This is a genomic window from Polaribacter sp. OB-PA-B3 (assembly GCF_054589375.1).
Genome location: NZ_BAAIIX010000003.1, coordinates 289,715 through 313,420, shown reverse-complemented (window position 1 = coordinate 313,420; position 23,706 = coordinate 289,715). Strand labels below are relative to the sequence as shown.

At 29.2% G+C, this 23,706-nt stretch carries 27 protein-coding genes; 19 read left to right on the top strand and 8 right to left on the bottom strand.

What is annotated here, in order from left to right:
• Window position 1 precedes the first annotated feature (1 nt).
• From ACYPV9_RS08625 to ACYPV9_RS08605, 5 genes are read right to left on the bottom strand one after another with little or no spacing between them, the layout of a single operon-like run.
• Window positions 2–610, bottom strand: coding sequence for an IMPACT family protein (locus ACYPV9_RS08625; protein ID WP_459743034.1), 609 nt, complete (start codon window positions 608–610; stop codon window positions 2–4).
• A complete protein-coding gene (locus tag ACYPV9_RS08620) occupies window positions 611–1,471 on the bottom strand; it encodes an EamA family transporter (RefSeq protein ID WP_459743032.1) in 861 nt (286 codons plus the stop codon).
• Window position 1,472: 1 nt separating this feature from the next.
• Window positions 1,473–2,081 carry an HAD family hydrolase gene (locus ACYPV9_RS08615; protein ID WP_299065036.1) on the bottom strand — a complete coding sequence of 203 codons (609 nt, stop codon included), beginning with the start codon at window positions 2,079–2,081 and terminating at the stop codon, window positions 1,473–1,475.
• Window positions 2,074–3,111 carry a bifunctional diaminohydroxyphosphoribosylaminopyrimidine deaminase/5-amino-6-(5-phosphoribosylamino)uracil reductase RibD gene (gene ribD, locus ACYPV9_RS08610; protein ID WP_459743060.1) on the bottom strand — a complete coding sequence of 346 codons (1,038 nt, stop codon included), beginning with the start codon at window positions 3,109–3,111 and terminating at the stop codon, window positions 2,074–2,076. Before ribD ends, ACYPV9_RS08615 begins: the two co-directional genes overlap by 8 nt.
• Window positions 3,112–3,114: 3 nt before the next feature.
• Entirely contained in the window at window positions 3,115–3,579 is a 465-nt protein-coding gene (locus ACYPV9_RS08605) for a hypothetical protein (RefSeq protein WP_459743030.1), read from the bottom strand.
• Window positions 3,580–3,631: 52 nt separating this feature from the next.
• Here ACYPV9_RS08605 and ACYPV9_RS08600 point away from each other — a divergent pair, with 52 nt between their 5' ends.
• The 8 genes from ACYPV9_RS08600 (at window position 3,632) to ACYPV9_RS08565 (ending at window position 11,916) form a co-directional block, all read left to right on the top strand.
• Entirely contained in the window at window positions 3,632–4,126 is a 495-nt protein-coding gene (locus ACYPV9_RS08600; RefSeq protein ID WP_459743028.1) for a GNAT family N-acetyltransferase, read from the top strand.
• A gap of 2 nt (window positions 4,127–4,128) precedes the next feature.
• Window positions 4,129–5,553, top strand: a complete 1,425-nt coding sequence (gene cls / locus ACYPV9_RS08595) for a cardiolipin synthase (protein ID WP_459743026.1) — start codon at window positions 4,129–4,131, stop codon at window positions 5,551–5,553.
• A 7-nt stretch (window positions 5,554–5,560) separates the two neighbouring features.
• The gene (gene prmC, locus ACYPV9_RS08590; protein WP_459743024.1) at window positions 5,561–6,415 is read left to right on the top strand and encodes a peptide chain release factor N(5)-glutamine methyltransferase; all 855 of its coding nucleotides are present in this window, start codon (window positions 5,561–5,563) and stop codon (window positions 6,413–6,415) included.
• Between the two features lie 91 nt (window positions 6,416–6,506).
• Window positions 6,507–8,063, top strand: coding sequence for an NAD(P)/FAD-dependent oxidoreductase (locus ACYPV9_RS08585; protein ID WP_459743022.1), 1,557 nt, complete (start codon window positions 6,507–6,509; stop codon window positions 8,061–8,063).
• Between the two features lie 90 nt (window positions 8,064–8,153).
• Entirely contained in the window at window positions 8,154–9,554 is a 1,401-nt protein-coding gene (locus tag ACYPV9_RS08580; RefSeq protein ID WP_459743020.1) for an energy transducer TonB, read from the top strand.
• 109 nt (window positions 9,555–9,663) lie between these two features.
• A complete protein-coding gene (locus tag ACYPV9_RS08575; protein ID WP_459743018.1) occupies window positions 9,664–10,104 on the top strand; it encodes an ATP-dependent zinc protease family protein in 441 nt (146 codons plus the stop codon).
• Window positions 10,101–10,976, top strand: coding sequence for a 30S ribosomal protein S6--L-glutamate ligase (gene rimK, locus ACYPV9_RS08570; protein ID WP_459743016.1), 876 nt, complete (start codon window positions 10,101–10,103; stop codon window positions 10,974–10,976). Before ACYPV9_RS08575 ends, rimK begins: the two co-directional genes overlap by 4 nt.
• Window positions 10,966–11,916 (top strand): succinylglutamate desuccinylase/aspartoacylase family protein, encoded by a 951-nt coding sequence (locus ACYPV9_RS08565; protein WP_459743014.1) that lies wholly within the window; start codon window positions 10,966–10,968, stop codon window positions 11,914–11,916. Before rimK ends, ACYPV9_RS08565 begins: the two co-directional genes overlap by 11 nt.
• A 41-nt stretch (window positions 11,917–11,957) precedes the next feature.
• On the opposite strand, the gene ACYPV9_RS08560 is transcribed toward ACYPV9_RS08565, so the two are convergent.
• The 3 genes from ACYPV9_RS08560 to ACYPV9_RS08550 form a co-directional block, all read right to left on the bottom strand.
• Window positions 11,958–12,566 carry a thioredoxin family protein gene (locus ACYPV9_RS08560; RefSeq protein ID WP_459743012.1) on the bottom strand — a complete coding sequence of 203 codons (609 nt, stop codon included), beginning with the start codon at window positions 12,564–12,566 and terminating at the stop codon, window positions 11,958–11,960.
• A gap of 6 nt (window positions 12,567–12,572) precedes the next feature.
• Window positions 12,573–13,097, bottom strand: a complete 525-nt coding sequence (locus ACYPV9_RS08555; protein ID WP_459743010.1) for a TlpA disulfide reductase family protein — start codon at window positions 13,095–13,097, stop codon at window positions 12,573–12,575.
• Window positions 13,098–13,205: 108 nt separating this feature from the next.
• Window positions 13,206–13,988: a S1/P1 nuclease gene (locus ACYPV9_RS08550; protein WP_459743008.1), complete on the bottom strand. Its 783-nt coding sequence runs from the start codon at window positions 13,986–13,988 to the stop codon at window positions 13,206–13,208.
• Window positions 13,989–14,109: 121 nt separating this feature from the next.
• On the opposite strand from ACYPV9_RS08550, the gene ACYPV9_RS08545 reads away from it, so the two are divergent.
• The 11 genes from ACYPV9_RS08545 (at window position 14,110) to ACYPV9_RS08495 (ending at window position 23,686) form a co-directional block, all read left to right on the top strand.
• Window positions 14,110–14,970, top strand: coding sequence for an SPFH domain-containing protein (locus tag ACYPV9_RS08545; RefSeq protein WP_077809710.1), 861 nt, complete (start codon window positions 14,110–14,112; stop codon window positions 14,968–14,970).
• Window positions 14,971–14,981: 11 nt separating this feature from the next.
• Complete coding sequence (locus ACYPV9_RS08540) at window positions 14,982–15,443, top strand: hypothetical protein (RefSeq protein WP_459743006.1); 462 nt, start codon at window positions 14,982–14,984, stop codon at window positions 15,441–15,443.
• Window positions 15,440–15,922: a hypothetical protein gene (locus tag ACYPV9_RS08535; RefSeq protein ID WP_459743004.1), complete on the top strand. Its 483-nt coding sequence runs from the start codon at window positions 15,440–15,442 to the stop codon at window positions 15,920–15,922. The genes ACYPV9_RS08540 and ACYPV9_RS08535 overlap by 4 nt, the downstream gene beginning before the upstream one ends.
• Window positions 15,919–16,077 carry a DUF4177 domain-containing protein gene (locus ACYPV9_RS08530; RefSeq protein ID WP_459743002.1) on the top strand — a complete coding sequence of 53 codons (159 nt, stop codon included), beginning with the start codon at window positions 15,919–15,921 and terminating at the stop codon, window positions 16,075–16,077. Before ACYPV9_RS08535 ends, ACYPV9_RS08530 begins: the two co-directional genes overlap by 4 nt.
• A 1-nt stretch (window position 16,078) precedes the next feature.
• Entirely contained in the window at window positions 16,079–16,579 is a 501-nt protein-coding gene (locus tag ACYPV9_RS08525; protein WP_459743000.1) for a hypothetical protein, read from the top strand.
• Complete coding sequence (locus ACYPV9_RS08520) at window positions 16,576–17,499, top strand: serine aminopeptidase domain-containing protein (protein ID WP_459742998.1); 924 nt, start codon at window positions 16,576–16,578, stop codon at window positions 17,497–17,499. Before ACYPV9_RS08525 ends, ACYPV9_RS08520 begins: the two co-directional genes overlap by 4 nt.
• A 1-nt stretch (window position 17,500) precedes the next feature.
• Entirely contained in the window at window positions 17,501–17,665 is a 165-nt protein-coding gene (locus ACYPV9_RS08515) for a type II toxin-antitoxin system antitoxin (RefSeq protein ID WP_077809713.1), read from the top strand.
• A 117-nt stretch (window positions 17,666–17,782) separates the two neighbouring features.
• Window positions 17,783–20,953, top strand: coding sequence for a WD40/YVTN/BNR-like repeat-containing protein (locus tag ACYPV9_RS08510; protein WP_459742996.1), 3,171 nt, complete (start codon window positions 17,783–17,785; stop codon window positions 20,951–20,953).
• Between the two features lies 1 nt (window position 20,954).
• Complete coding sequence (locus ACYPV9_RS08505; protein WP_299064998.1) at window positions 20,955–21,635, top strand: DUF2490 domain-containing protein; 681 nt, start codon at window positions 20,955–20,957, stop codon at window positions 21,633–21,635.
• 2 nt (window positions 21,636–21,637) lie between these two features.
• Entirely contained in the window at window positions 21,638–22,942 is a 1,305-nt protein-coding gene (locus ACYPV9_RS08500; RefSeq protein ID WP_299064996.1) for a DUF819 family protein, read from the top strand.
• 39 nt (window positions 22,943–22,981) lie between these two features.
• Complete coding sequence (locus ACYPV9_RS08495; RefSeq protein ID WP_299064994.1) at window positions 22,982–23,686, top strand: DUF4369 domain-containing protein; 705 nt, start codon at window positions 22,982–22,984, stop codon at window positions 23,684–23,686.
• Window positions 23,687–23,706 lie beyond the last annotated feature (20 nt).

Genomic DNA, 23,706 nt, shown 5'->3' with positions numbered 1-23,706 from the left:
ATTAATCTAACTTTTTAATTGAAACTTTGTACAAATTATCAAAAATAGAATAGATCTTTTCTGCATCATTTTTACGAACCGAAATTGTGTATTCACAGTTCATTTCTAATTTTTGATGTACAATTTCGATATTTTTTTCTTTAATAACTCTTTGTACGGCATTCATTAAATCGTAATTAAATGTAAGTTTATAAAAAATATTGATGGTTTTTTCTAAAATATCAGAAGCAACAAGTGCCATTTGTGCTGATGTTTTGTAAGCAGAAATCAAACCTCCAACTCCTAGTTTTGTACCACCAAAATAACGGACAGAAACTACTAAAACATTGGTAACTTCAAAAGACTGTATTTGCCCATAAATTGGCATTCCTGCAGAATTATTGGGTTCTCCATCATCATTAGCTCTAAATTTAATTTTCTCAATTCCTAATTGGTAAGCATAACAAAAATGTCTTGCAGTATGATGCTTTTTTCGAAGTTCTTCTAACCTATCTTTTACATCTTCTTCTGTAGTAACAGGAAAAGTATAACCAAAAAATTTACTTCCTTTTTCTTTAAACAAGGTCTCTTCGGATGGTTTTTCAATTGTTTTGTAAGTATCTTCTTTCATCTACGCAATAGTTACCAAAACAATTCCTAAAATAGCCAAAGCCACACCAATCTTGTTCTTTAAACTAAATTTCTCTTTAAAAAGCAACAAGCCAACTAAGGTAGATACAATTACAATAGCTACATTATTAACCGTAAACAACGTAGAACTTTCGAAGTTTTTATTTTGTAGAGCTTTAATTAAAAATACAATAGAAAAATAATTTGGAACTCCTAAAACAACACCTGCAATTATATTTTTCAATCCAAAAGAACTTCTTTTTTTAATTGCTTTGATTATTAAAATTAAGCCACCAAATATTGCTGCAATACCAAATAAGCTTCCAGAAAAAATAGAAACGTCTTGATCTGCAACATGATTTACTTGTACGTGTTTTATTAAAGTATCGATAGCACCAGAACCAATAAATAACAGAATTGGAAATAATAAAGTACCAGAGTTTTCACTTTTTTCTTCTTTTACAGACGATAAATAAACAGCAATAAGAGCAATAACAATACCTAAAACTTTTAAAACAGTTACAGATTCGTTGTATAAAAATATACCAAATAAAACCGGAACAACCACAGACATTTTACCAGCGATAGAAGTCACAGATACTCCGTTTTTTTGCGCTGTCATTGCCATCACAAAAAAGATAGAAATAAATAAAGCTCCTAGAACTAAAGCACCAGGAAACCAAGGTTGTAAATAAATTTCTGAAACAGGTATTTGTCTTTCTGCTAGTAGAAAACCCATAGAAAAAGCCACAATATAATTTACAAATATTGCTTTTAATACATCAACTTTATAAACACCAAAGTATTTAAAAATCACAAACAATCCTGTAGAAAACAAGATACTTAACAATAAAAAAATCAAATTAAATATGTTTTTTAGTGAACAATTCTACCACATCTTCTTCACCGGGAATTAAGTTCCAAACATTAATTCCTAAAGTTTTGGCAGCATCTGTATTTACTTTTAAATCATCTACAAATAGCGTTTCTTCAGCTACCAAATTGTTTTCTTTAAGCACAAACTGATAAATATCTAAGTCTGGTTTTCTAAAATTAATTTCATGAGATAAGTAAAATTTAGAAAAGCAATTTTTAAATTTCGAGTACAAATCCATTCCCCAATTTTCTTGAATCCAAGAAATATGCAAATCATTGGTATTGCTTAATAAGAAAAGATTGTATTTTTTAGAATTACTCAATTCTTGTAAAAATTTTAGTCTCCTTTCAGGGAAATCTAACAAAACAGCATTCCAAGCATCCACTAGATCTTTTCTGTCGATAGCTGGAAATCTATTTTTGTAAAAGTCTATAAATTCATCCGAAGAAATCAAACCTTTTTCATATTGATGATAAATTTCTACCATTTCGTTAGAAATTTCTGTGACACCAAGTTTTGCCATCGCTTTATAAGTTCCTTCTTTATCAAGGTTGATAAAAATATCACCAAAATCGAAAATTATATTTTTAATCATTTTTATAAATTTTTAAAACATCTTCTTTAATAGGATGTTCTTTGTAATTTTTAGTAATCTTTGGTGCAACAACACCTTTTTTAAACGAAGAATTCCCAATAAATACTAAGGCTTCGTCCCATAAATCCTCATCAATAAATGTTTGTAAAGTTTGTGTACCTCCTTCTACAATTAAAGATTGTATTTTATGCTTGGTAAGCACATTACAAATAGTTGCTGCTAAATTAGCATCAAAATTAATTTTTTCGAATATTAAATTTTCAGAATTAAGTTTTTCTGTATTATTTTCTGTTAAAACAATCGTTTTTACAGTTTCGTCAAAAAGATTTGCACTTTGCTCAATTTTTAGTGTTCGATCTAAAACTAGTCTTATTGGATTTTGCCCAGACCAACTTCTTAAATTTAACTTCGGGTTATCTACTAAAGCTGTATTTGTTCCAACTAAAATTGCGTGTTCTTTACTTCTTAATTTATGCACCAATTGTTGTGAATATGAATTAGAAATAAAGACAGGTTTCTTTTCTTTTTTACTTTCTGGTGCAATAAAACCATCTTTAGTTTCTGCCCATTTTAAAATTATATAAGGTCTAAACTTTTCTTGAACACTCAAAAATCGCTTGTGTTGGGCTCTACATTCATCTTCTAAAACACCAACAACCACATTAATACTTGCTTCTCTTAAACGTTTAACACCTTTACCAGCTACCAATGTATTAGAATCTAAACAACCAATTACAACTTGTTTAAACTGATGTTTAATAATTAAATCTGCACACGGTGGCGTTTTTCCAAAATGACTACAAGGCTCTAACGTTACGTAAATTGTGGCCTCTTTTAAGATTGATTTATCTTTTACCGCATTTATGGCGTTTACTTCTGCATGACTACCGCCAAACGGAGAAGTAAAACCTTCTGCAATAATTTTATTATTGTAAACAATTACTGCGCCAACAGACGGATTTGGTCTTGTTGTACCAACTCCGTTTTCTGCAATTTGCAAGCAACGTTTTATGTAAATTTCTTTATTAATAACTTAAAATTTAATTTTAATCTCTTCTCTTTTGTCTACTAAAAAATCTCTTTTAAAACCAAAAACTACATATTCTAAATTTCCTTTGATTCTAACATTTATTTTTTGAGATATAAACGAATTAATCAATCCCTCTAACATTCCGTTTTTATTAGAATTTAAAAAGTTTTTGGTAGGAATATGTGCAATTAAAGGTATCGAAAAATTATCTCTTGCAGGCACTTTAAAATCTTCAGAAAATATTTGAGCAACTTCTGTATCGTTTACAAAAACAGCCAAATCATCTGTAGAAATTTTTCCGCCAACATCATTTGGGTTTTCAAAAAAAGCCGTTGCTTTTAACTTTATAGTATCTGAAGCAAAACTGACTACTTTTACATTATCAACCTTAATAAAAACAGGTTCTTTTTGAACAGAACAGCCAAAAACCAATAAAAAGAACAGCAAAAAATATAGTATGTTTTTCATCTAATAAGATTATTTTTTTAGGTAACTTGCTCTTGCAAAAATACAGTATTAAATGACAAGTGCAGATTTTATAATAAGAGAAATTCAACCTAAAGATAACAAACAACTTTCTAAGGTAATTAGAAGTGTAATTCTAGAAATGGGTGCGCCAAAAATTGGCACTGCTTACGAGGATAAAGCTACTGACAGCATGTTCGAAAATTATCAAAAAGAAAAAGTTGCGTACTTTGTGGTAGAACATAACAATGTTATAGTTGGTGGTGCTGGAATTGCAAAACTAGATAATTGCGAAGAAAATATTTGCGAACTACAAAAAATGTACTTTTTACCAATTGCTAGAGGTAAAGGAATTGGAACCAAATTAATTACAAAATGCTTAGAAAAGGCAAAAGAATTTGGTTTTAATAATTGTTATTTAGAAACGATGCCATACATGGAAGCTGCCAGAAAACTGTACGCAAAAAATGGTTTTGTAAATTTAGAAAAACCAATGGGTAATACCGGCCATTATTCTTGTAATGTTTGGATGCTTAAAAAGATTAACTAATTTTGATATACTATATACTTGCTGCCGTTCATCTGCTACTTTTTGGTTGGGCTTTTTACAACATCTTATATTTTGGTGTAAAACCTTCAAAATCTTTAAGCTGGATTCTTATTTGTTTTTTCTTTCCTTTTTTAGGCGTTTTTGCATTTCTATTATTTGGTATCAATAGAAGAAAAATCAAGTTCTTTGAACTTAAAGAAACTAAAAAAAGAAAAAACTATATAAAAAGTACTTTTGATAATCAAGAGAACAAAAATACAGAAGAACTTAAGAACAATAAATCTAAAAAAATATCAGATTTAATATACAACAACACTGGTATTCCTCTAGATGTTAATAACGATTTAACTATTTTAAAAAATGGTAAGGAAACATTCGAATCTATTTTCGAAGCCATTAAAAATGCTAAAGAATTTATACACTTACAATATTATATTATTGAAGAAGGTAAAATTTTATCAGAATTAATAGCCCTTTTAAAAGAAAAGAGAAAAGAAAATGTAGAAGTAAAAATTTTATACGACGCAATAGGAAGTTTCAATTTAAAAAGTAAAATTAAAAAAGAACTAAAAGAAGTTGGTATCGAAATTCATCCGGAAATGCCTTTAAGGTACGGTAACTTTATTTTTACTTTAAACTTTAGAAATCATAGAAAAATTTGTGTAATTGATAATAAAATTGGTTTTACAGGAGGCGTTAATATTACTGATGAATATATTAATGATGACGATTTTTTAGGTATTTGGCAAGATGCTCACATAAAACTAGAAGGTGATGCGGTATATAATTTGCACAAAACATTTTTAAGAGATTACTATTATGCAACAGAAAAAGATTTAAGTAAAAACGATAAATATACCAAGAAACATAAAGCCACCACAAACTCTAAAATTCAAATTGTTTCTAGTGGGCCAGATTATGACCAATCTGTTGTAATGCAACAATACTTAAGTTTTATAAACTTAGCAGAAAAAAGTATATGTGTTATGAACCCTTATTTTATACCTACTTTTTCTATTTTAGAAGCTTTTAAAATTGCAGCTTTAAGCGGAATTAAAGTAATGCTTGTTCTACCAAAAAAAGGAGATTCTAGAGTAGCAACTTACAGCATGTATTCTTATTTTGAAGATTTATTAAAAGCTGGTATAGAAATTTATGTTAGAGATGATTTTGCACATTCTAAAGTAATTTTTATTGATGATGAAATAGCGTCGATAGGTTCTACAAATTTTGACTGTAGAAGCTTTGAACACAACTACGAATTAAATGCCATTATTTTTGATGAAAAAGCAACTTCTGAAATTAGAGAAGAGTTTAATAAAAGAAAAAGTAAAGCTACCAAAATTAACTTAGAAGAATTTTTAAATAGATCTAACAAACAGAAAACTTTAGAGCGTTTGTGCAGATTTTTTAGTCCTTTATTATAATTATCTCATGACATTAAAAGAATTTAAGACTTTATTTACAGAAGTTCTTTCTAAAACATATCCACAAACGGAAATCGAATCGTTCTTTTTTATTTTGATAGAAGAAAAATTAAATTTAAAAAGGATTGATACTGTAATTAACCCAAATTATTTTATTGAAGATAAAGTTGTAATCGAATTAAAACACATCATTACAAGACTTCAAAAACAAGAACCTATTCAATACATTTTAGGAAATACCGAGTTTTATGGTTATCCTTTTTTGGTTGATAAAAACACCTTAATTCCGAGACCAGAAACAGAAGAATTAGTAAGCTGGGTTTTAGAAGAGGCAAAAAAAACACCAACCGATAAAGTATCAATATTAGACATTGGTACAGGTTCTGGTTGCATTCCTATATCAATAGCGAAAGAACAAAAAAATACAAATATTTTTGCAATTGATGTTTCTGCAGAAGCTTTAAAAGTAGCAAAACAAAATGCGATTCTAAATAAAGTAAATATTAATTTTATTGAACAAAATATTCTAGAAACAGCTAGTTTGCCACAACAGTTTGATATTATTGTTTCGAATCCGCCTTATGTTAGAGCATTAGAAAAAGTAGAAATTAAAGAAAATGTTTTAGCTAACGAGCCTCATTTGGCACTTTTTGTAGAAGATGATAATCCGTTATTATTTTATAAAAAAATTGCAGATTTAGCACAAAATCATTTGTTAGAAAACGGTGTTTTATTTTTTGAGATCAATCAATATTTAGGTAAAGAAACTGTTTTAATGCTAAAAGAAAAAGGCTTTACAAACATCACGCTTAAAAAAGATTACTTTGGTAACGATAGAATGATTAGATGCAATATTAACTAATTATCAATTATATTAAAACTCTTATTTTCAGTTATAAAAACTGAGTTATTTTCATCAGTATAATCACACCTATTTTAATTACTTTTGCAAAATGGTTAAAGAAATTCAGCTTCGTGTAAATTTAATAGAAGAACGCAAAGAAAATATACTTTTATATAAAGCTTCTAAAAAGTTAGACGTTGATAAAAAAGAAATTACTGCGGTAAAAGTTTTACGTAAATCGATAGATGCACGTAAAAAAGACATTATATTCAACTACAAAGTTGCAGTTTACTTAAATGAACCTGTTCCAGAAAAATCTGATTATACATTTAACTACAAAGATGTTTCTAACGCAAAAGAAATACACATTGTTGGCTTTGGTCCTGCAGGAATGTACGCTGCTTTGCGATGCATCGAGTTAGGTTACAAACCAATTGTTTTAGAAAGAGGTAAAGATGTTAAGAAAAGAAGACGCGATTTAAAAGCAATTAACCAAGACCACTTTGTTAACGAAGATTCTAACTATTGTTTTGGTGAAGGTGGCGCTGGTACATATTCTGATGGAAAATTATACACCAGAAGTTTAAAACGTGGAGATGTTAGAAGGATTTTCGAAAACTTGGTATTTCATGGTGCTACAGAACAAATTTTAATTGACGCACATCCTCATATTGGAACCAATAAATTACCAAAAATAATTCAAAATATTCGCGAGAACATTTTAAAATTTGGTGGCGAAGTTCACTTTGAAACTAGAGTAACAGATTTTATTGTAAAAAACAACAAGTTACAAGCTATTCAATTACAAAACGGACAAGAAATGCCTGTAAATTCTGTGATTTTAGCAACTGGTCATTCTGCTAGAGATGTCTACGAATTATTGCATAAAAAAGAAATCGCTTTAAAAGCAAAGTCTTTTGCAATGGGAGTTCGTGTAGAACATCCGCAAGAAATAATAGACCAGATTCAATACCATTGTTCTGGTGAAAGAGACGAGCTTTTACCTGCTGCTGCATACAGCTTAGTGCACCAAGTTAATAATCGCGGAGTGTATTCTTTTTGTATGTGTCCTGGCGGATTTATAGTTCCTGCAGCAACCGCAAACGGAGAAGTTGTTGTAAACGGAATGTCGCCAAGTAAAAGAAACAACAAATTTGCCAATTCTGGTATTGTTGTAGAATTAGATATTGATAGAGATTTTAAAAAATATGAAAAATTTGGAGCTTTAAAAGGTTTAGAATTTCAAAAAGATTTAGAAAAAATTGCTTTCTATGCAGGCGGAAGAACTCAAACTGCACCTGCACAAAGATTAGGAGATTTTATAGACGGAAAATTATCTACAGATTTAAACGATTGTAGTTATCAACCAGGTTTAAAATCTGCGCCATTACACTCTTTATTACCAAAAATTATTGGAAGTAGATTACGAAAAGGTTTTACTGCTTTCGGACAAAAAATGCATGGTTATCATACCAATGAAGCAAATATTATTGGTGTAGAATCTAGAACCTCATCTCCTGTAAATATTCCAAGAAAAGAAAACCTAGAACATACAGAAATAGAAGGTTTATTTCCTTGTGGTGAAGGTGGTGGTTATGCTGGCGGGATAATTTCTGCTGCTATGGACGGAGAAAGGTGTGCAGAAGCTGCCATTGCAAAATTGTAATAATTTTCTATATCGTATTATGAATTCTTGTCATTTTTTTCAAAAGAATTATATTTACTAAAAAAAGTGAAAAAGAAACTCTTAATTCTGATGATACTTATTACGAGTATCAGTTATAGTCAAAAAAATAATTTTGATTATCTAAATAAATCAAAACCAAGTACACACAACGATTTATCTACTTATTTTAAAAATAAAATTTCATTTAAATTATTAAAAGACATAAAATATCCTTTAGGTAAGAATTACACATTAAACTTGTTTTTTAACATTAACGAACAAAATGAAATTTATAACATTACAACAAGCTTTAAAGTTAAGAAAGGTTTATACGATGCAATAGTAAATGCATTCAGAGAGTATCCAATTGAAAAACTTAAGTTAAAGAAAATAGATTCAAAAAAAAGATATTCTTTTCAATTAATTGGAAATACGGTTGAATATGGTAATATATTTTATTGCAGTTCGATAATTATAACTGAAACCTTACCTGTTTGCAAGCCTTGTGATGATTTAAAGCATTACGATGATATAGATAAATGCATTAAAAATAATATTAAAGAATTTATAATTCAAAATTTAGACTCTACACAAATAAGTTCATACAAGAACAATACTCCTTATCTAAAATTTAATTTATCTATAAATGAAACTGGTAAATTAAATTTTGCAATAAATAAAAAAATAGATTTATATTCAGATATCATAGCAAACTATCCTGATTTTGAATCTTCTGCTAAAATTAACGATCAACCAATAGCATATATTTTAGAGTTATTTCCTTTAAAAAAGGAAAGATCAAAATTTATGTATTCAGATCTTCAATCAAACTCAGTGAATGATTTTACACAATTTATTACTGATAATTTAAGTCAAACATTTGTTCAAAATTCTAATCTAAATAGAGTAAATAATGCTTTAATTTTAAGTTTTGAATTAAATAAAAAGAACGAACCTATTAATATTAAAACAAATGCTCGTTCATACGACTTAAACAGAGAAATCATTACAATATTTAATGAATATCCAATCGAGAAATTAGATTTAAGAGATAGAAATCGTTTCTCAAGGTATTCGACAAGTATTTTATTTTTTAATAATAATAAAACAGGCATAAAAACATTAAATCAATTTAATGTAATTACGCCTCCTGTATTTAAAGGCTGCGAAAAGTCTAAAAATATTGCAGCACTTAAAAAATGTGCATCAACAAAAATTAAAATTCACTTTGCAAAAAGATTCGACTCCTATTTACCTAATAAGCTTAAATTAAAACAAGGTAAGAAAACTATTAAAATAGATTTTAAAATAGGTGTAGACGGTAAAGTCTTTGATGTTAATGCTGTTTCTGATTACCCCAGACTAAATAAAGAAGCAGAAAAAGTAATGTATCGTTTGCCTATAACTAAACCCGCAGAGCAAAACGGAAAGAAAGTTATATCTTCTTATAAATTTCCTTTTTCTCTGCAAGTATTAAGTGTAAAAAGATAGTTAATTACAATAGATATTAATATTAAATTATCAAGATATTTAATTTGTAAAATATTTATATTTTTTTATCGATAACTATTAGTAATTTTACATCACTTAAAAGAATCGAATGAAAATTACAATAGGGCGAATTGATAAAGCTGATTTTCCAGAATTATCCTTAACAGATATAGATGTTAAAATAGATTCTGGTGCTTATACCTCTTCTATTCATTGTTCTAATATAGAAGAAATAACTGTTGACGACTCAACTTTTATTCGTTTTAAACTATTAGACCCTGATCACGATTTATACAATAATAAAGAGTTTACTTTTAAAAACTATGCGTCTAAAGTTGTTAAAAGTTCTAATGGTATTTCTGAAACTCGCTTTATGATACATACAGAAATAATTATGTTTAATGACAAATTTCCTATTTATTTAACATTAAGCGAAAGAAAAGACATGAAATTTCCTATATTACTAGGAAGAAAATTTTTAAACAAAAAATTTGTGATAGACACCGCTAAAAAAAATCTATCACATAAATCAAAAAACAAAACCAAATGAGAATTGTAATTCTTTCTAGAAATCCAAACTTATACTCTACAAAAAGATTAGTTGAAGCCGCAAAAAAAAGAAAGCATGAAGTGATAGTGGTAGATCATTTAAAGTGTAATATCGAAATTGAAAAAAAGTCTCCTAAAATTTTCTACAAAGGTGAGTATTTAGACAATATCGATGCTATTATTCCAAGAATTGGTGCCTCTGTTACATTTTACGGTACTGCTGTAATTAGACAGTTTGAGATGATGAAGGTTTTTACATCAGTAAGTTCAATTGCACTAACAAGATCTAGAGATAAGTTAAGTAGTTTACAAATCTTAGCTAGAGCTGGTGTTGGTTTACCAAAAACAGTTTTTACAAATTACACCAAAGATGTAGAACATGTTGTAGAGTCTGTAGGAGGCGCACCGTTGGTTTTAAAATTATTAGAAGGTACACAAGGTTTAGGAGTTGTTTTAGCTGAAACTAAAAATGCTGCAACATCTGTATTAGAAGCGTTTAATGGTTTAGGAGCAAGAGTTATTGCCCAAGAATTTATTAAAGAAGCAGGAGGTGCAGATATAAGAGCTTTTGTAGTTGATGGTAAAGTTATTGGAGCCATGAAACGTCAAGGAAAAGAAGGAGAATTTAGATCTAATTTACATAGAGGTGGTAATGCAACTGTTATAGAATTAACAGACGAAGAAGAAAAAACTGCATTAAAAGCTACCAAAGCATTAGGATTAGGGGTTGCCGGTGTAGATATGCTACAATCTTCTAAAGGGCCATTGGTTTTAGAAGTAAACTCTTCTCCAGGGCTAGAAGGAATAGAAGTTGCTACCGGTAAAAATATTGCCAAAGAAATTATACGTTATTTAGAAATACATGTCGAATAAACCTTTTGTACTTTTAGGAAAAGAAATTCCTAAAGGAAAACGCACTGTTTTAGATTTAGAAGTTGCTAAATTACATACAAGAACTACTGTAAAGGTTCCTGTAATTATCGAAAGATCACAAAACCCTGGGCCTGTAGTTTTACTTTTAGCCGGAATTCATGGTGATGAAACAAATGGTGTAGGAATTATTAGAGAAATAATTAGTTTAGGAATTAATAAACCTAAAGCAGGAACAATAATATGTATACCTGTTTTTAATATTTTTGGCTATTTAATTCAAACTAGAGAATTTCCAGATGGAAGAGATCTAAACAGAATGTTTCCAGGAACTTTAAATGGCTCTTTAGCAAGTCAATTTGCTTATCAATTTACCAAAGAGATTGCACCTTATGTAGATTACGTTATAGATTTTCATACAGGTGGTGGTGAGCGCGATAATATTGCACAAATTAGATGCAATAAAGATGATGAAAAAGGTTTAGAACTTGCTAAAGTTTTTAACCCACCAATTATTGTCTATTCTAACAATATTATAAAATCACTAAGAGAAACTTTGCATAAAATGGGAAAAACTGTTTTATTGTTTGAAGGCGGAAAATCGAAAGAATTAAATCCTACAATTATTAACGAAGGTGTAAATGGTACAAAAAATGTTTTGATTCATTTAGGTTTAATTGAAGGAGAAATAACGGTTCGAGAGACACCTATTTATGTAAAAAAAGCAAAATGGTTACGAGCCTCACATTCTGGAATGTTTAAAGTTAGAGTTGCTAACGGAAGTTATGTTCAGAAAAAAGATGTTTTAGGCGTTATTCAAGATCCTTTTGGAGATTTTAAAAAGAAAGTATATGCGCCATTTAACGGACACGTTTTTTGTACTAACAAAACGCCAATAGTAAATAAAGGAGAAGCCTTATTTCATATAAGTATAGAAGAATAAAAAAAATCCCAAACTGAATTGTTTGGGATTTTTTTTTAAAATTATTGAACTTTGATTGAACAACCAATCGCTCTTGTTTCTTTCTTTTGAACTTCTTCACCTTTTAATAAAGCATCTAGTGCATTTTCTGCATATTTTTCTGTAACCTTATCTGGGTTTCTAGAGCTATTATCTATTGCACCAATATATTTCACCTTCATATCATTTTTAGTAACTATATACACATGTGGTGTTTTTGTTGCTCCGAATTTTGGGTATACTTTCTGACCGACATCTAATAGATAAGGAAATGTAAATCCTTTTTCGTTAGCTCTATCTTTCATTTTAGCAAAACTATCATCTGGCACAGCAACAGGATCATTAGGATTTATTGCAATTACAGGAAATCCTTTTTCTTTGTACTTTTTATCCAAAGCAATAATACGATCTTCATTTGCTACAGAATACGGGCAAGTATTACAGGTAAAGATGATTACAAAACCCTTAACGTTTTTATAATCTGATAACGAAACCGTTTTATTATCAATATTTTTTAGACTGAAGTCTTCAACTTTATCTCCTATTTTATAACTTTCTTTATCTACTTTTAAAGTAAAAGCAGATAAAAATGCAATTATTACTAATACAAAAGTTGTTTTTAAAATTTTCATACTTATCTAGTTTATAAATTTATTTAATTCAGTTTCTAAAGACTCATAAGTAAAAGATTGCTCGTAAAACTTTCTTTTGTCTTTATTATAAATGATGGTAATTGGTATCGCACCAGACCATGTAGAATCTATATCTTTAATCCATACATCTTCGTTTACATCATCTAATAAGACTACTTTAGATTGTAAATTTCTTTTCTTAATAAAAGGAATTAACTTTTTTTCTACTTGCCTCGGAAAATCTAAACTCACCAATAAAACCTCTACATTTTTAGAAGCATATTCCTTATTAATTTTCTCAAAATAAGGCAATTCTTTTACACACGGTGCACACCAAGTTGCCCAAAAATTTACAACATAAATTTTATCGTCTTTCTTTTCTAGTAAAGGTTTTAAATCATCATAAGAATAAGACTTTACAGAAATGTTAGAAATTTCTTCTGTTTTTTTAACTTCGGAATTCGCTGTCTCTTTTTTACATGAAACAATAAATGCCAAAAGTAAACAACCAACTAATAATTTTGTTTTCATTTTATAAAAATATGCTTTTTTAGAATTATTTATTATCATTTATTAAATTATTAACATAAAAAAAGCCTCATTAATTTTAATGAGGCTTAGTATTTGTTAGCAATAAAATTAACTAAAAATATCATTTAAAATTTTAGCTAATCGTATTCCTCCTATTTGTAATTGATCTCTTACAATACTAAAATGATCGTAAGAATATCTGTAACGTAAGTTCTCTCCTTTTTTTACAGAACCGTAAACTTTTTTAGTTAATTGATGTACTTCGTTAACCCAATCTACAATTGTTCCTTCTTTTATTGCTGCAATTTGTTTTTTAGATAAATCTCTTGCATTGTCTGCCAATTCTAAATAACTCATATTCCAGTTTTCTATCATTTTAGTATCCCAAACCGAATGTAAGTTTGTTCCTTTACCAAACCACTGTACTTGTATGGTGTTACCACCTTTATCTTCTCTTTGCCCAATATGCATTGGTTGGTGTAAGTCTCCTATAAAATGCACAAGCATTTTTAAATGAAAAGCTTTGTCTGCCTCTAAACTATTATCCTCTTTTAAAACTGATATACATTTATTAATTCCGGTTACAATATCTCCGTTAGGGTTTTTTGCAGCATCAGCATAACTTTCATTAAGCTCCATATTTACATAATGCCAAGAAGAATATTTACGAAAAGCTTTATCTGCTTTAATTTCATCTGCATAAGTAGATACAAAAGCCAAACTTTGCCCTTGTAATAATTTATCTATTTTTCTTTTTGCTCTTTTAGTAAGATGCCCCTCTGCAATTTTACCTGTTGCTCTATGACCATTTTGACCCCAAAACAGAGTGTCTTCTGCTGCTGGTTTAGACATAAAAAAGAAAGAAATCAATAAAAATAATTTAAGTTTCATTTTTAAAATTTTATATATTTTTTGCGAAGTTATAAAAAATATAATTCAAATTAATTTTGGTAACTACAAAATAATTGATATATTAGTGATATCAATTTAATATCAATCTAAAACAAACATCATGAAATCAGAAAAAATAATAAAACTTGCCAATGGCTATTTAATGCTTTTTATAGTTTTTACGCTATTTATAGGTAGTATTGTAATGGCTTTTTATCATAAAACACCAATCTATTTAATTATTACCTTTTTAAGTTTTATTGGTTTCTTTGGTTTTATTCTAGTAAACCCAAACACATCTAAAGTAATTTTGCTTTTCGGAAAATATGTTGGAACTATAAAAGCAAATGGTTTGTATTGGGCAAATCCTTTTTTTAGAAAAAAAACAATCTCTTTAAGAGCTAGTAATTTCGATTCTGAAAGATTAAAAGTAAATGATAAATTAGGAAACCCAATAATGATTTCTACCATTTTAGTTTGGCGTGTTACAAATACATATAAAGCGGCTTTTGATGTAGATAATTATGAAAACTTTGTAAGAGTGCAAACAGATGCAGCTGTTAGAAAACTGGCAAGCATGTATCCTTATGATAATTTTGCTGATGAAGGCCATGATGAAGACATTACTTTACGCTCTAGTGTTAATGAAGTTTCGGAAGCACTTGAGAAAGAAATAGACGAACGTTTATCTATTGCCGGTATTGAGGTTTTAGAAGCAAGAATAGGTTATTTAGCTTATGCACAAGAAATTGCATCGGCAATGTTAAAAAGACAACAAGCAACAGCTATTGTTGCTGCTAGACACAAAATTGTGCAAGGTGCTGTAGAAATGGTTGAAATGGCGTTGGAAGAGTTAAATAAAAAAGAAATTGTAGAGCTAGACGAAGAACGTAAAGCAGCAATGGTAAGTAATCTTCTAGTTATACTTTGTGGAGATAAAGAAGCTTCTCCGGTTGTGAACGCTGGTACATTAAGTCATTAAGTTTAGATATTATGGAAAAATTTGTTATGGTAGATGGCTACATATCTATGGATAATAAACAACTCTTTTTAGATATTAATAAACATAAAAGAGATTTAAAATCTAGAGGCGGATGGCTAGGTGTTTTTTTTGCTTTTGTTGGAATAAGTGTTTTGCATACTTTTAAAAGAATGGAGTTATTACAAAATTTCTTTGACTATTTTGATTTTGGTTTGAGAATTTTAGGATTTATTGCAATTATACTTATGATAATTTATTTAATATTTTTTAGAAAATCTAATAAAAAACTATATATCAATGAAATACAAAAAATAGATGTTGAAAAACAAGAATTTGAAACAGAAGTATCTATAATTTTTAACAATAAAAAAAGACTTGAACTAGAATTTAGAAATCTAGAAAATCAATTGCATCCTTTTATAGAAGCAATACAAAAAAGAAATACAAGAATTAAAGTTGAACATTTAAAATGAAAGGCACAAACTCTTTTAAGTTGATACATGGTGTAGTTGCAATTAACAACACCCACATAAAAATTAAATATAGAAAGGGAAAATATGCGTTAGATATTTTAAAGTTCTTTGGAAAAGTATCTTTAATTTCCCTTTTTATTGATATGATAATCAATTATAAAAATATTGTTGGAGTTTATGAAAATATAAAATTGTGGATTTTCGGAATCGCAAGTGCTTATCTAGTATACATGTTTTTTAAATTCGTTTTTAAAAAAATATGGTTTTTTAAAATTCCTATCAATGAAATTTTAAAAATAGAAATTGAAAACCATGAAGAGGAAACAGAATTTGATGAGGATAGCAAAGTTGAGATTACGTTGATAAATAACAAAGGCAGAGAAAAAATCATTGAATTAAATAATAATAATCAGTTGGAAAATTTCTTAAACAACATAAAAAAAAGAAACACAAGAATTAAAATAAAATCTCTACAATGAAAGAATACAAAGTAGTTACCTTAAAATTAGGATTTAGAAATGCAACTCAAAATTTTGAAGATTTGTTAAATCAATATGCAAGGGAAGGATGGGTTTTTAAAGAAGTTCCTAGCGGTTGGAATTCTGTAATATTCGAAAGAGATAAAAACCGTTAATATGAAAGTTTTTAAAGAAGAGCAGCGCTTTACGCAAACTTGGTTAATTTTATTAATGTCTGTTAGTTTAATTGTACCTATTACTCTTATACTACAAGATTATAATAAAGCCAACTCTTCTATTAGTACAAACGAACTTATTATAAGCATTTTAGCTATAATAGGTTCTGCCTTACTAATTTTTCTTTTTAAACTTAAAACCAGAATAGATGAAAAAGGAATTTATTATCAATTTTTTCCGTTTCATTTAAAATTAAAATTGGTAAAATGGACAGAAATAAATAAAGCATATGTTAGAACTTATGATCCTATAGGAGAATATGGTGGTTGGGGTTTTAAAGGTGGTTCTTTTTGGAATAAAGAAAAAGGAAAATGTATAAATGTTTCTGGCGATATTGGTATTCAATTAGAGCTTAAAGATGGTAAAAAGCTTCTTATAGGAACTCAACATAAAGAAAGTGCAATTCAGGTTTTAAAAACCTATGAAATAAATTTAAAATGATCAAAATTATTACATCCATAGTTATTATTTTGTTCGGAATTACAACTGCTTTAGCACAAATAGAATCCGAAGAAATTGTAATTAAAAACGGAGAAATAGAATTACCCGGAACGTTAACGTTTACAAAAGAAAAATCTCCATTAATAATTTGGGTGCATGGTTCTGGTAATGTAGACAGAAATGGTAATCAAGCAGGTACACCAGTAAAAGCAAATTACATTAAAGAATTTAGAGATTCTGTAAATAAAAAGAATATTGCTTTTTTTAGTTACGACAAAAGAACCGCTAATAAAAAAAACTATCCATATTTAAAAGACACAAAAATTAGAGATTTTGTGATAGATGTGGAAACAGTAATTTCTCATTTTAAAAAAGAGAAACAATTTTCTGAAATTATTTTAGCAGGTCATAGTCAAGGTTCTTTAATTGCAATGTTAGCATCAAAAAATATCGATAAATATATTTCTATTGCTGGGTCAGGAGAAACAATAGATAAAATAATGACTCAGCAAATAAAAAAGAATAATCCTATGCTAGGTGTTATTGTAAAAAAACAATTCGATACACTTAGAATTAAAGGGAAAATAGAAAAGATAAATCCGTTTTTAGTAACTCTTTTTTCAAAAAGAAATCAACCTTTTTTATATTCTTGGTTGCAAATTGATCCTTTAGAAGAAATTAAGAAATTGACAATTCCTACTTTAATTATTCAAGGAGAAAAAGATACGCAAGTTACAATTGAAGATGCAACAAAGCTTAAAAAAGCGAATACAAATGCAAAATTAGTTTTTATCAAAAACATGAATCATGTTTTAAAAACTATAGAAAAAGAAGAAGATAATTTAAAATCTTATTATTCAAGTGATTTCCCTTTATCTAAAGAATTAATTGAAACTGTTGTTCAATTTGTAAACAATTAATATGGCAAAAAAGAAAGCTTTCGCGTTGCGAGTTAATGAAGATATGCTAAAAGCTATAGAAAAATGGGCTGCAGATGAGTTTCGTTCTACAAATGGTCAAATAGAATGGATGTTAATGCAAGCCTTAAAAGAAAACAACAGAGAACCTAAAAAGAAAGAAGACTAAATCTACTTGTAAGATTCTTAAAATGCTAATTTATGTTAAAAAAACGCTCAATTTTTATTGAGCGTTTTCTATTTTGTATCTTGTTCGCTATTATTCAAATTCAACAAACTTAAACTAATGAAAAAACTATTTACACTTGTCTTTTTGTGCGCTACTTCCCTACTCTTCTCTCAAGAGTTTTCTATGGATTTAGTAAAAAACATGAAACCCAGAAATATTGGTCCGGGCGGTATGTCTGGTAGAGTAACTTCTATAGATGTTGTTACAGCTAATCCAGAAATTATTTATGCTGGTACTGCTTCTGGTGGTATCTGGAAATCTACATCTGGTGGCGTTAAATGGGAACCTATTTTCGAAAAAGAACTTACAGCCTCTATTGGTGCTGTTGCAATACAACAATCTAACCCAAGTGTTGTTTGGGCAGGTACTGGTGAAGGTAACCCAAGAAACAGTTTAAATGGTGGTTTTGGTATTTATAAAACTTTGGATGCCGGAAAAACATGGAAATCTATGGGGTTAGAAAAAACAAGACATATTCATAGAGTTGTTATAGACCCTACAAACCCAGATGTTGTTTACGCTGCTGCAATTGGTTCTCCGTGGGGAGAACACAAAGAACGTGGTGTTTATAAAACAACTGACGGCGGTAAAACTTGGAAACAAATTTTATTTACCAATGAAAAATCTGGTGCTGCAGATTTAATTATGGACCCTAACAATCCTAATAAAATAATTGCTGCAATGTGGGAACACAAGCGTGATCCTTGGTTTTTTAAATCTGGTGGAGAAGGCTCTGGATTATATATTACTTATGATGGAGGTGATAATTGGAAAAAAATCACAGAAAAAGAAGGTTTTCCTAAAGGCGAATTAGGTAGAATTGGTGTTGCTATTGCACCAAGTAATCCAGACATTGTGTATGCCTTGGTAGAATCTAAAAAAAATGCACTTTATAAAAGTGAAGATGGTGGTTTTAAATGGAAAAAAATAAACGACAAACCTGGTATTGGCAATCGTCCGTTTTATTATTCAGAAATTTATGTAGACCCTCAAAATGAGAACAGATTATATACAGTTTTTACCTATGTTAATGTTTCTCAAGATGGCGGAAAAAGCTTTAAAGAGTTAATGCCTGCTTATGGCGTAGACAATGGTGTGCATCCAGATCATCATGCTTGGTACATCCATCCAAATAACGGTAAATTTATGATTGATGGAAATGACGGAGGCTTAAATATTACCAAAGATGGTGGTAAATCTTGGCGTTTTATAGGCAACATACCTGTTGCACAGTTTTATCATATAAATGTAGATAACGAATTTCCTTATAATGTTTACGGAGGAATGCAAGATAATGGTTCTTGGAGAGGTCCTGCTTATGTATGGAAATCTCAAGGTATTAGAAATTCTTATTGGCAAGAAATTAGCTTTGGTGATGGTTTTGATGTTGTACCAGACAGAGACGACTCTAGATATGGCTGGACAATGAGCCAACAAGGTTCTGTTTCTAGGTTCGATTATTTAACAGGTAATAATTATTCTGTAAAACCAACACATAAAGATCCTAATGTAGAATTACGTTTTAATTGGAATTCTGCTATAAACATAGATCCATTCGACAGTTCTACACTTTATTTTGGTAGTCAATTTGTGCATAAATCTACTGACAAAGGATTAACATGGACGGTTATTTCTCCGGATTTATCTACCAATGATCCAGAAAAATTAAAACAATCTGAAAGCGGTGGTTTAACTATGGATGCAACAGGTGCAGAAAATCACTGTACTGTGCTTGTGATAGAACCTTCTTTATTACAAAAAGATGTAATTTGGGCTGCAACAGATGATGGTCAAGTTCACATTACAATGAACGGAGGAAACTCTTGGACAAACGTTGCTAAAAATTTAAAAGGCTTACCAGAAAATAGCTGGATTACTCAAATTAAAGCTTCTAATAAAAATAAAGGAGAAGCTCTTTTAATCGCAAATGATTATAGACGTTTTAATTACACTCCGTATGCGTATAGAACAAAAAACTACGGTAAAACTTGGGAGAGAATCGTAGATGAAAATGATGTACAGAGTTATACATTAGCTATTATTGAAGATCCAAAAAATGAAAATTTATTATTTCTAGGTACAGATGATGGTTTATACATTTCTGTAGATGCAGGTAAAAAATGGACAAAATGGACCAACGGTTTCCCAACTGTACCTGTTAAAGATTTAGTAATTCATCCAAGAGAAGACGATTTAGTTATTGGTACTTTTGGTAGAGCTGCATGGGTTTTAGACGATATTAAACCTTTAAGAGCATTAGCTGCTAAAAACGCAACTTCTAAAAAATTACATTTATTTGAACCTCCTGTAGCTTATCAGGCTGCAAGACAGCAACCAACAGGTAGTAGATTTGGTGCAGATGGTTTGTATCAAGGAGAAAATAGAAAAAGTGGTGCAATCATCTCTTATTATGTGAATGTTCCTAGAACTAAGAATAATTCAACTAAATCTTCAAAAGAAAATAAAGTAAAATTTGATTCTATTAAATTAGAAATTTTTGATGGCAGTAGACAAATTAGAACTTTAAAATTTAAAGCTCCTAAAGAAAATGGTGTACATAAAACGACATGGTATTTAAGAGAAAAAGGCGTTGAAAGAGCTTCTAGAAGAATTAGAAAATCTACCAGAGAACCGGGTGGAGTTACTGTAAAACCAGGTACATACCGTTTAAAAATGACTTTTGGTGATGTTGTAGAAGAACAAAATATTAAAGTAGAATTTGATCCTAGATTAAAAATTTCTGACAAAGCAATCAATCAAAAATACAATGCAAGTAAAGAGCTTGAAAAATATCAAGAGAAAATAGCAAATGTTGTAAAACAATTAGTTGAGAGTAAAAATACCGCGACAACAATTAAATCTCAATTAACAAAAGAAGACAAGAAAAAATACAAAGATCAAATTAAATCTTCTAAAGATGTTATTAAAAAGATAGATGGTTTACTTGCAAAATATTTAGGTTCTATAGATAAAAGGCAAGGTATTACTAGAAATCCAGAAATTACAGTAAACCAACGTTTTGGTCAAGCAAGTAGATACATTCGTTCTCGTTTTGGAGAACAAACATCTACAGAGACTGTTTTAATGAATCAATTTAAAGAAGAATTTAAAAAAGCTTTAACAGAAACAAACGCATTCTTCAATAAAGACTGGTTAGACTTCAAAAAAGAAACAGAGTCTATCAAAATTTCTTTATTTAAAGACACAAAAATTTACTCTATAAATTAATATGCGTAAAATATTATTATTCACTTGTCTTTGCTTTATAATTAGTAAAGCAAAGGCTCAATCTACTGCAGAAGATAAATTAGGAACTTGGTACATGTATAACGGTTCACATAAATTATCTGATAAATTTGGTTTAAAGACAATGGCTCATTTTAGATATTATGAGTTAACTGAAGAGTTTCAGCAAGAAATTTATAGATTAGGTTTAAATTATTCATTTAATCCAAAGATAAATGTTACACTTGGTCTAAGTTATGCTACAGCAGATAGAGCTTATGATTCGCCATCAAATTATTTATATGAATATCGCTATTACCAAGATTTACATTTAAAGTCTTTTTGGGGTGATTTTACAGCAAAGCATCGTTTTAGATTAGAGCAACGTTTTATCCATAGAGATTTTAATGTTGATGAATTTCAAAATTGGTTACGATACGATTTAAATGTAAGTTATCCACTTACTAAAACTTGGAGTCTTTATGCTTTTAATGAACTTTTCTTAAACCTTGATAGAGGTAAGAGATTTGCTCAAAACTGGACAGGTGCTGGTTTTTTGCACAAATTGAACAATACAATAAAATTAAAAGCCGGATATTTTCAAATTAAAACACCAAATGAAGTACTTAAAAGATTACAATTAGGTATCATTGTAAATACAGATTTTTCTAAGAAAACAATTTAATTATGCAACCAATTTTTACAAATGATGCCATTGTTTTTGGTATCCTTATGATTTCTTTAGGCTTTGTTTTTTATACCGAAGGATTAAAAACTGGCTTCTGGCCAAAGTTTTATAAAATTGTACCTGGTTTATTTATGGCCTATTTTATTCCAGCAATTTTTACCACCGTTGGTATTATTTCTCCAGAATGGCAAACTACAGATGCTACAGGTGCTGTTAGTAAAAACTCCTCTCAACTCTATTATGTTGCTAGTCGATTTTTATTACCTGCAGCTTTGGTTTTAATGACGTTAAGTATCGATTTAAAAGCTATCTTTAATTTAGGTTCTAAAGCTTTAATAATGTTTTTTACAGGTACTGTTGGTGTAATAATTGGCGGACCTTTAGCAATATTATTAATTTCTGCATTTTCACCAGAAACAGTTGGTGGTGCAGATTTTGATGCTGTATGGAGAGGTTTATCAACATTAGCTGGTAGTTGGATTGGTGGTGGTGCAAATCAAACTGCAATGCTAGAAATTTACAAATACAATCCTGCTAAATATGGCGGAATGGTAATTGTTGATATTGTAATTGCAAATGTTTGGATGGCTGTTTTACTAATTGGTATTGGTAAAAAAGAGAAAATAGACAAATGGCTAAAAGCAGATACTTCTGCTATCGAAGATTTAAAAGAAAAAGTTATTTTATTTACTAAAAAAGTTAAGAAAAACCCAAGCTTAACAGATTTTATGATTATGCTTGCCATAGCATTTGGCACGGTAGGTTTTGGTCATTTTTCAGCAAAATACTTAAGTCAATTTTTCTCAGAGTTTGTTGGTTCTATAGAATCTCAAACTTGGCGCAATGTTTTTTCTTTCTTAGGTTCTGGATTTTTCTGGTTAATTAGTATATCTACAATTGTAGCTATCTTATTATCATATACAAAAGCAAAAAATTATGAAGGTGCTGGTGCAAGTAAGCTTGGTAGCATTTTTATTTACATTTTAGTAGCAACAATTGGTATGAAAATGGATTTAAATCAGGCATTTGAAAACCCAGGATTAATTGCAATCGGTTTTGTTTGGATGACAATACATGCTGTATTATTAATAATTGTTGCTAAAATAATTAAAGCACCTTATTTCTTTTTAGCGGTTGGTAGTCAAGCAAATGTTGGCGGTGCTGCTTCTGCGCCTATTGTCGCACAAGCTTTTCATCCGTCTTTAGCAACTGTAGGTGTGTTATTAGCTGTTTTTGGATACGCTATTGGTACTGTTGGTGCAATTTTGTGTACAATTTTAATGGAATTAGCTTCAACTATTTAAAAAAATAAAGCATATTTGCAGACTAAATTTTTATAAACAATGAAGAAAATAGTAACAGTTTTACTAGCATCGATGTTAATTTATGCATGTTCGTCTAAAAAAGATGGAAACATGATTGTTCAGGGAAACATAAAAGGACTTAAAAAAGGAACCTTATATCTTCAAAAAATGAATGATACAGTTTTAGTATCTGTAGATTCTGTAGATGTTTTTGGAGACGGAAATTTTAAATTAACAGACAATGTAGAATCTCCTGTGATGTACTATTTAACTTTTGATGGTAACTCAACCGATAAGAGAATTTTATTTTTTGGGGATAAAGGAACTATTACTATTAATGATAATATTGATATTTTTGGCTTTAACCCAGAGATTACGGGTTCTAAAAATCAAGAAGTTTTAAATAGTTTTTTAGAAATAAATAACAAGTTTAAAAATCAACGTTTAGAATTTATTAAAAAAGAGTTTGAAGCAACTAAGGCACAAGACCAAGATTTAATGACTAAGGTTAAAACTGATTTTGATAGAATGATTCGTAGAAAATATCTTTATACAACCAATTTTGCTTTAAACAATAAAGACAATGAAGTTGCACCATATATTGCATTAACACAATTATATGATGCTAATATCAAATTATTAGATACTATCAATAATTCATTATCAATAGATGTCAAAAAATCTATTTACGGTAAACGTTTAGATAAATACATAAGCGAAATAAAAGCAAAAGAATCAAATTAAGTTAAAAACCGAGTTTCAAC

Coding starts and splice junctions, on each gene's coding strand:
- ACYPV9_RS08625 (WP_459743034.1), bottom strand. CDS start 610: ATGAAAGAAGATACTTACAAAACAATTGAAAAACCATCCGAAGAGACC.
- ACYPV9_RS08615 (WP_299065036.1), bottom strand. CDS start 2,081: ATGATTAAAAATATAATTTTCGATTTTGGTGATATTTTTATCAACCTT.
- ACYPV9_RS08605 (WP_459743030.1), bottom strand. CDS start 3,579: ATGAAAAACATACTATATTTTTTGCTGTTCTTTTTATTGGTTTTTGGC.
- ACYPV9_RS08600 (WP_459743028.1), top strand. CDS start 3,632: ATGACAAGTGCAGATTTTATAATAAGAGAAATTCAACCTAAAGATAAC.
- prmC (WP_459743024.1), top strand. CDS start 5,561: ATGACATTAAAAGAATTTAAGACTTTATTTACAGAAGTTCTTTCTAAA.
- ACYPV9_RS08585 (WP_459743022.1), top strand. CDS start 6,507: ATGGTTAAAGAAATTCAGCTTCGTGTAAATTTAATAGAAGAACGCAAA.
- ACYPV9_RS08580 (WP_459743020.1), top strand. CDS start 8,154: ATGATACTTATTACGAGTATCAGTTATAGTCAAAAAAATAATTTTGAT.
- ACYPV9_RS08575 (WP_459743018.1), top strand. CDS start 9,664: ATGAAAATTACAATAGGGCGAATTGATAAAGCTGATTTTCCAGAATTA.
- rimK (WP_459743016.1), top strand. CDS start 10,101: ATGAGAATTGTAATTCTTTCTAGAAATCCAAACTTATACTCTACAAAA.
- ACYPV9_RS08565 (WP_459743014.1), top strand. CDS start 10,966: ATGTCGAATAAACCTTTTGTACTTTTAGGAAAAGAAATTCCTAAAGGA.
- ACYPV9_RS08560 (WP_459743012.1), bottom strand. CDS start 12,566: ATGAAAATTTTAAAAACAACTTTTGTATTAGTAATAATTGCATTTTTA.
- ACYPV9_RS08555 (WP_459743010.1), bottom strand. CDS start 13,097: ATGAAAACAAAATTATTAGTTGGTTGTTTACTTTTGGCATTTATTGTT.
- ACYPV9_RS08550 (WP_459743008.1), bottom strand. CDS start 13,988: ATGAAACTTAAATTATTTTTATTGATTTCTTTCTTTTTTATGTCTAAA.
- ACYPV9_RS08545 (WP_077809710.1), top strand. CDS start 14,110: ATGAAATCAGAAAAAATAATAAAACTTGCCAATGGCTATTTAATGCTT.
- ACYPV9_RS08540 (WP_459743006.1), top strand. CDS start 14,982: ATGGAAAAATTTGTTATGGTAGATGGCTACATATCTATGGATAATAAA.
- ACYPV9_RS08535 (WP_459743004.1), top strand. CDS start 15,440: ATGAAAGGCACAAACTCTTTTAAGTTGATACATGGTGTAGTTGCAATT.
- ACYPV9_RS08530 (WP_459743002.1), top strand. CDS start 15,919: ATGAAAGAATACAAAGTAGTTACCTTAAAATTAGGATTTAGAAATGCA.
- ACYPV9_RS08525 (WP_459743000.1), top strand. CDS start 16,079: ATGAAAGTTTTTAAAGAAGAGCAGCGCTTTACGCAAACTTGGTTAATT.
- ACYPV9_RS08520 (WP_459742998.1), top strand. CDS start 16,576: ATGATCAAAATTATTACATCCATAGTTATTATTTTGTTCGGAATTACA.
- ACYPV9_RS08515 (WP_077809713.1), top strand. CDS start 17,501: ATGGCAAAAAAGAAAGCTTTCGCGTTGCGAGTTAATGAAGATATGCTA.
- ACYPV9_RS08510 (WP_459742996.1), top strand. CDS start 17,783: ATGAAAAAACTATTTACACTTGTCTTTTTGTGCGCTACTTCCCTACTC.
- ACYPV9_RS08505 (WP_299064998.1), top strand. CDS start 20,955: ATGCGTAAAATATTATTATTCACTTGTCTTTGCTTTATAATTAGTAAA.
- ACYPV9_RS08500 (WP_299064996.1), top strand. CDS start 21,638: ATGCAACCAATTTTTACAAATGATGCCATTGTTTTTGGTATCCTTATG.
- ACYPV9_RS08495 (WP_299064994.1), top strand. CDS start 22,982: ATGAAGAAAATAGTAACAGTTTTACTAGCATCGATGTTAATTTATGCA.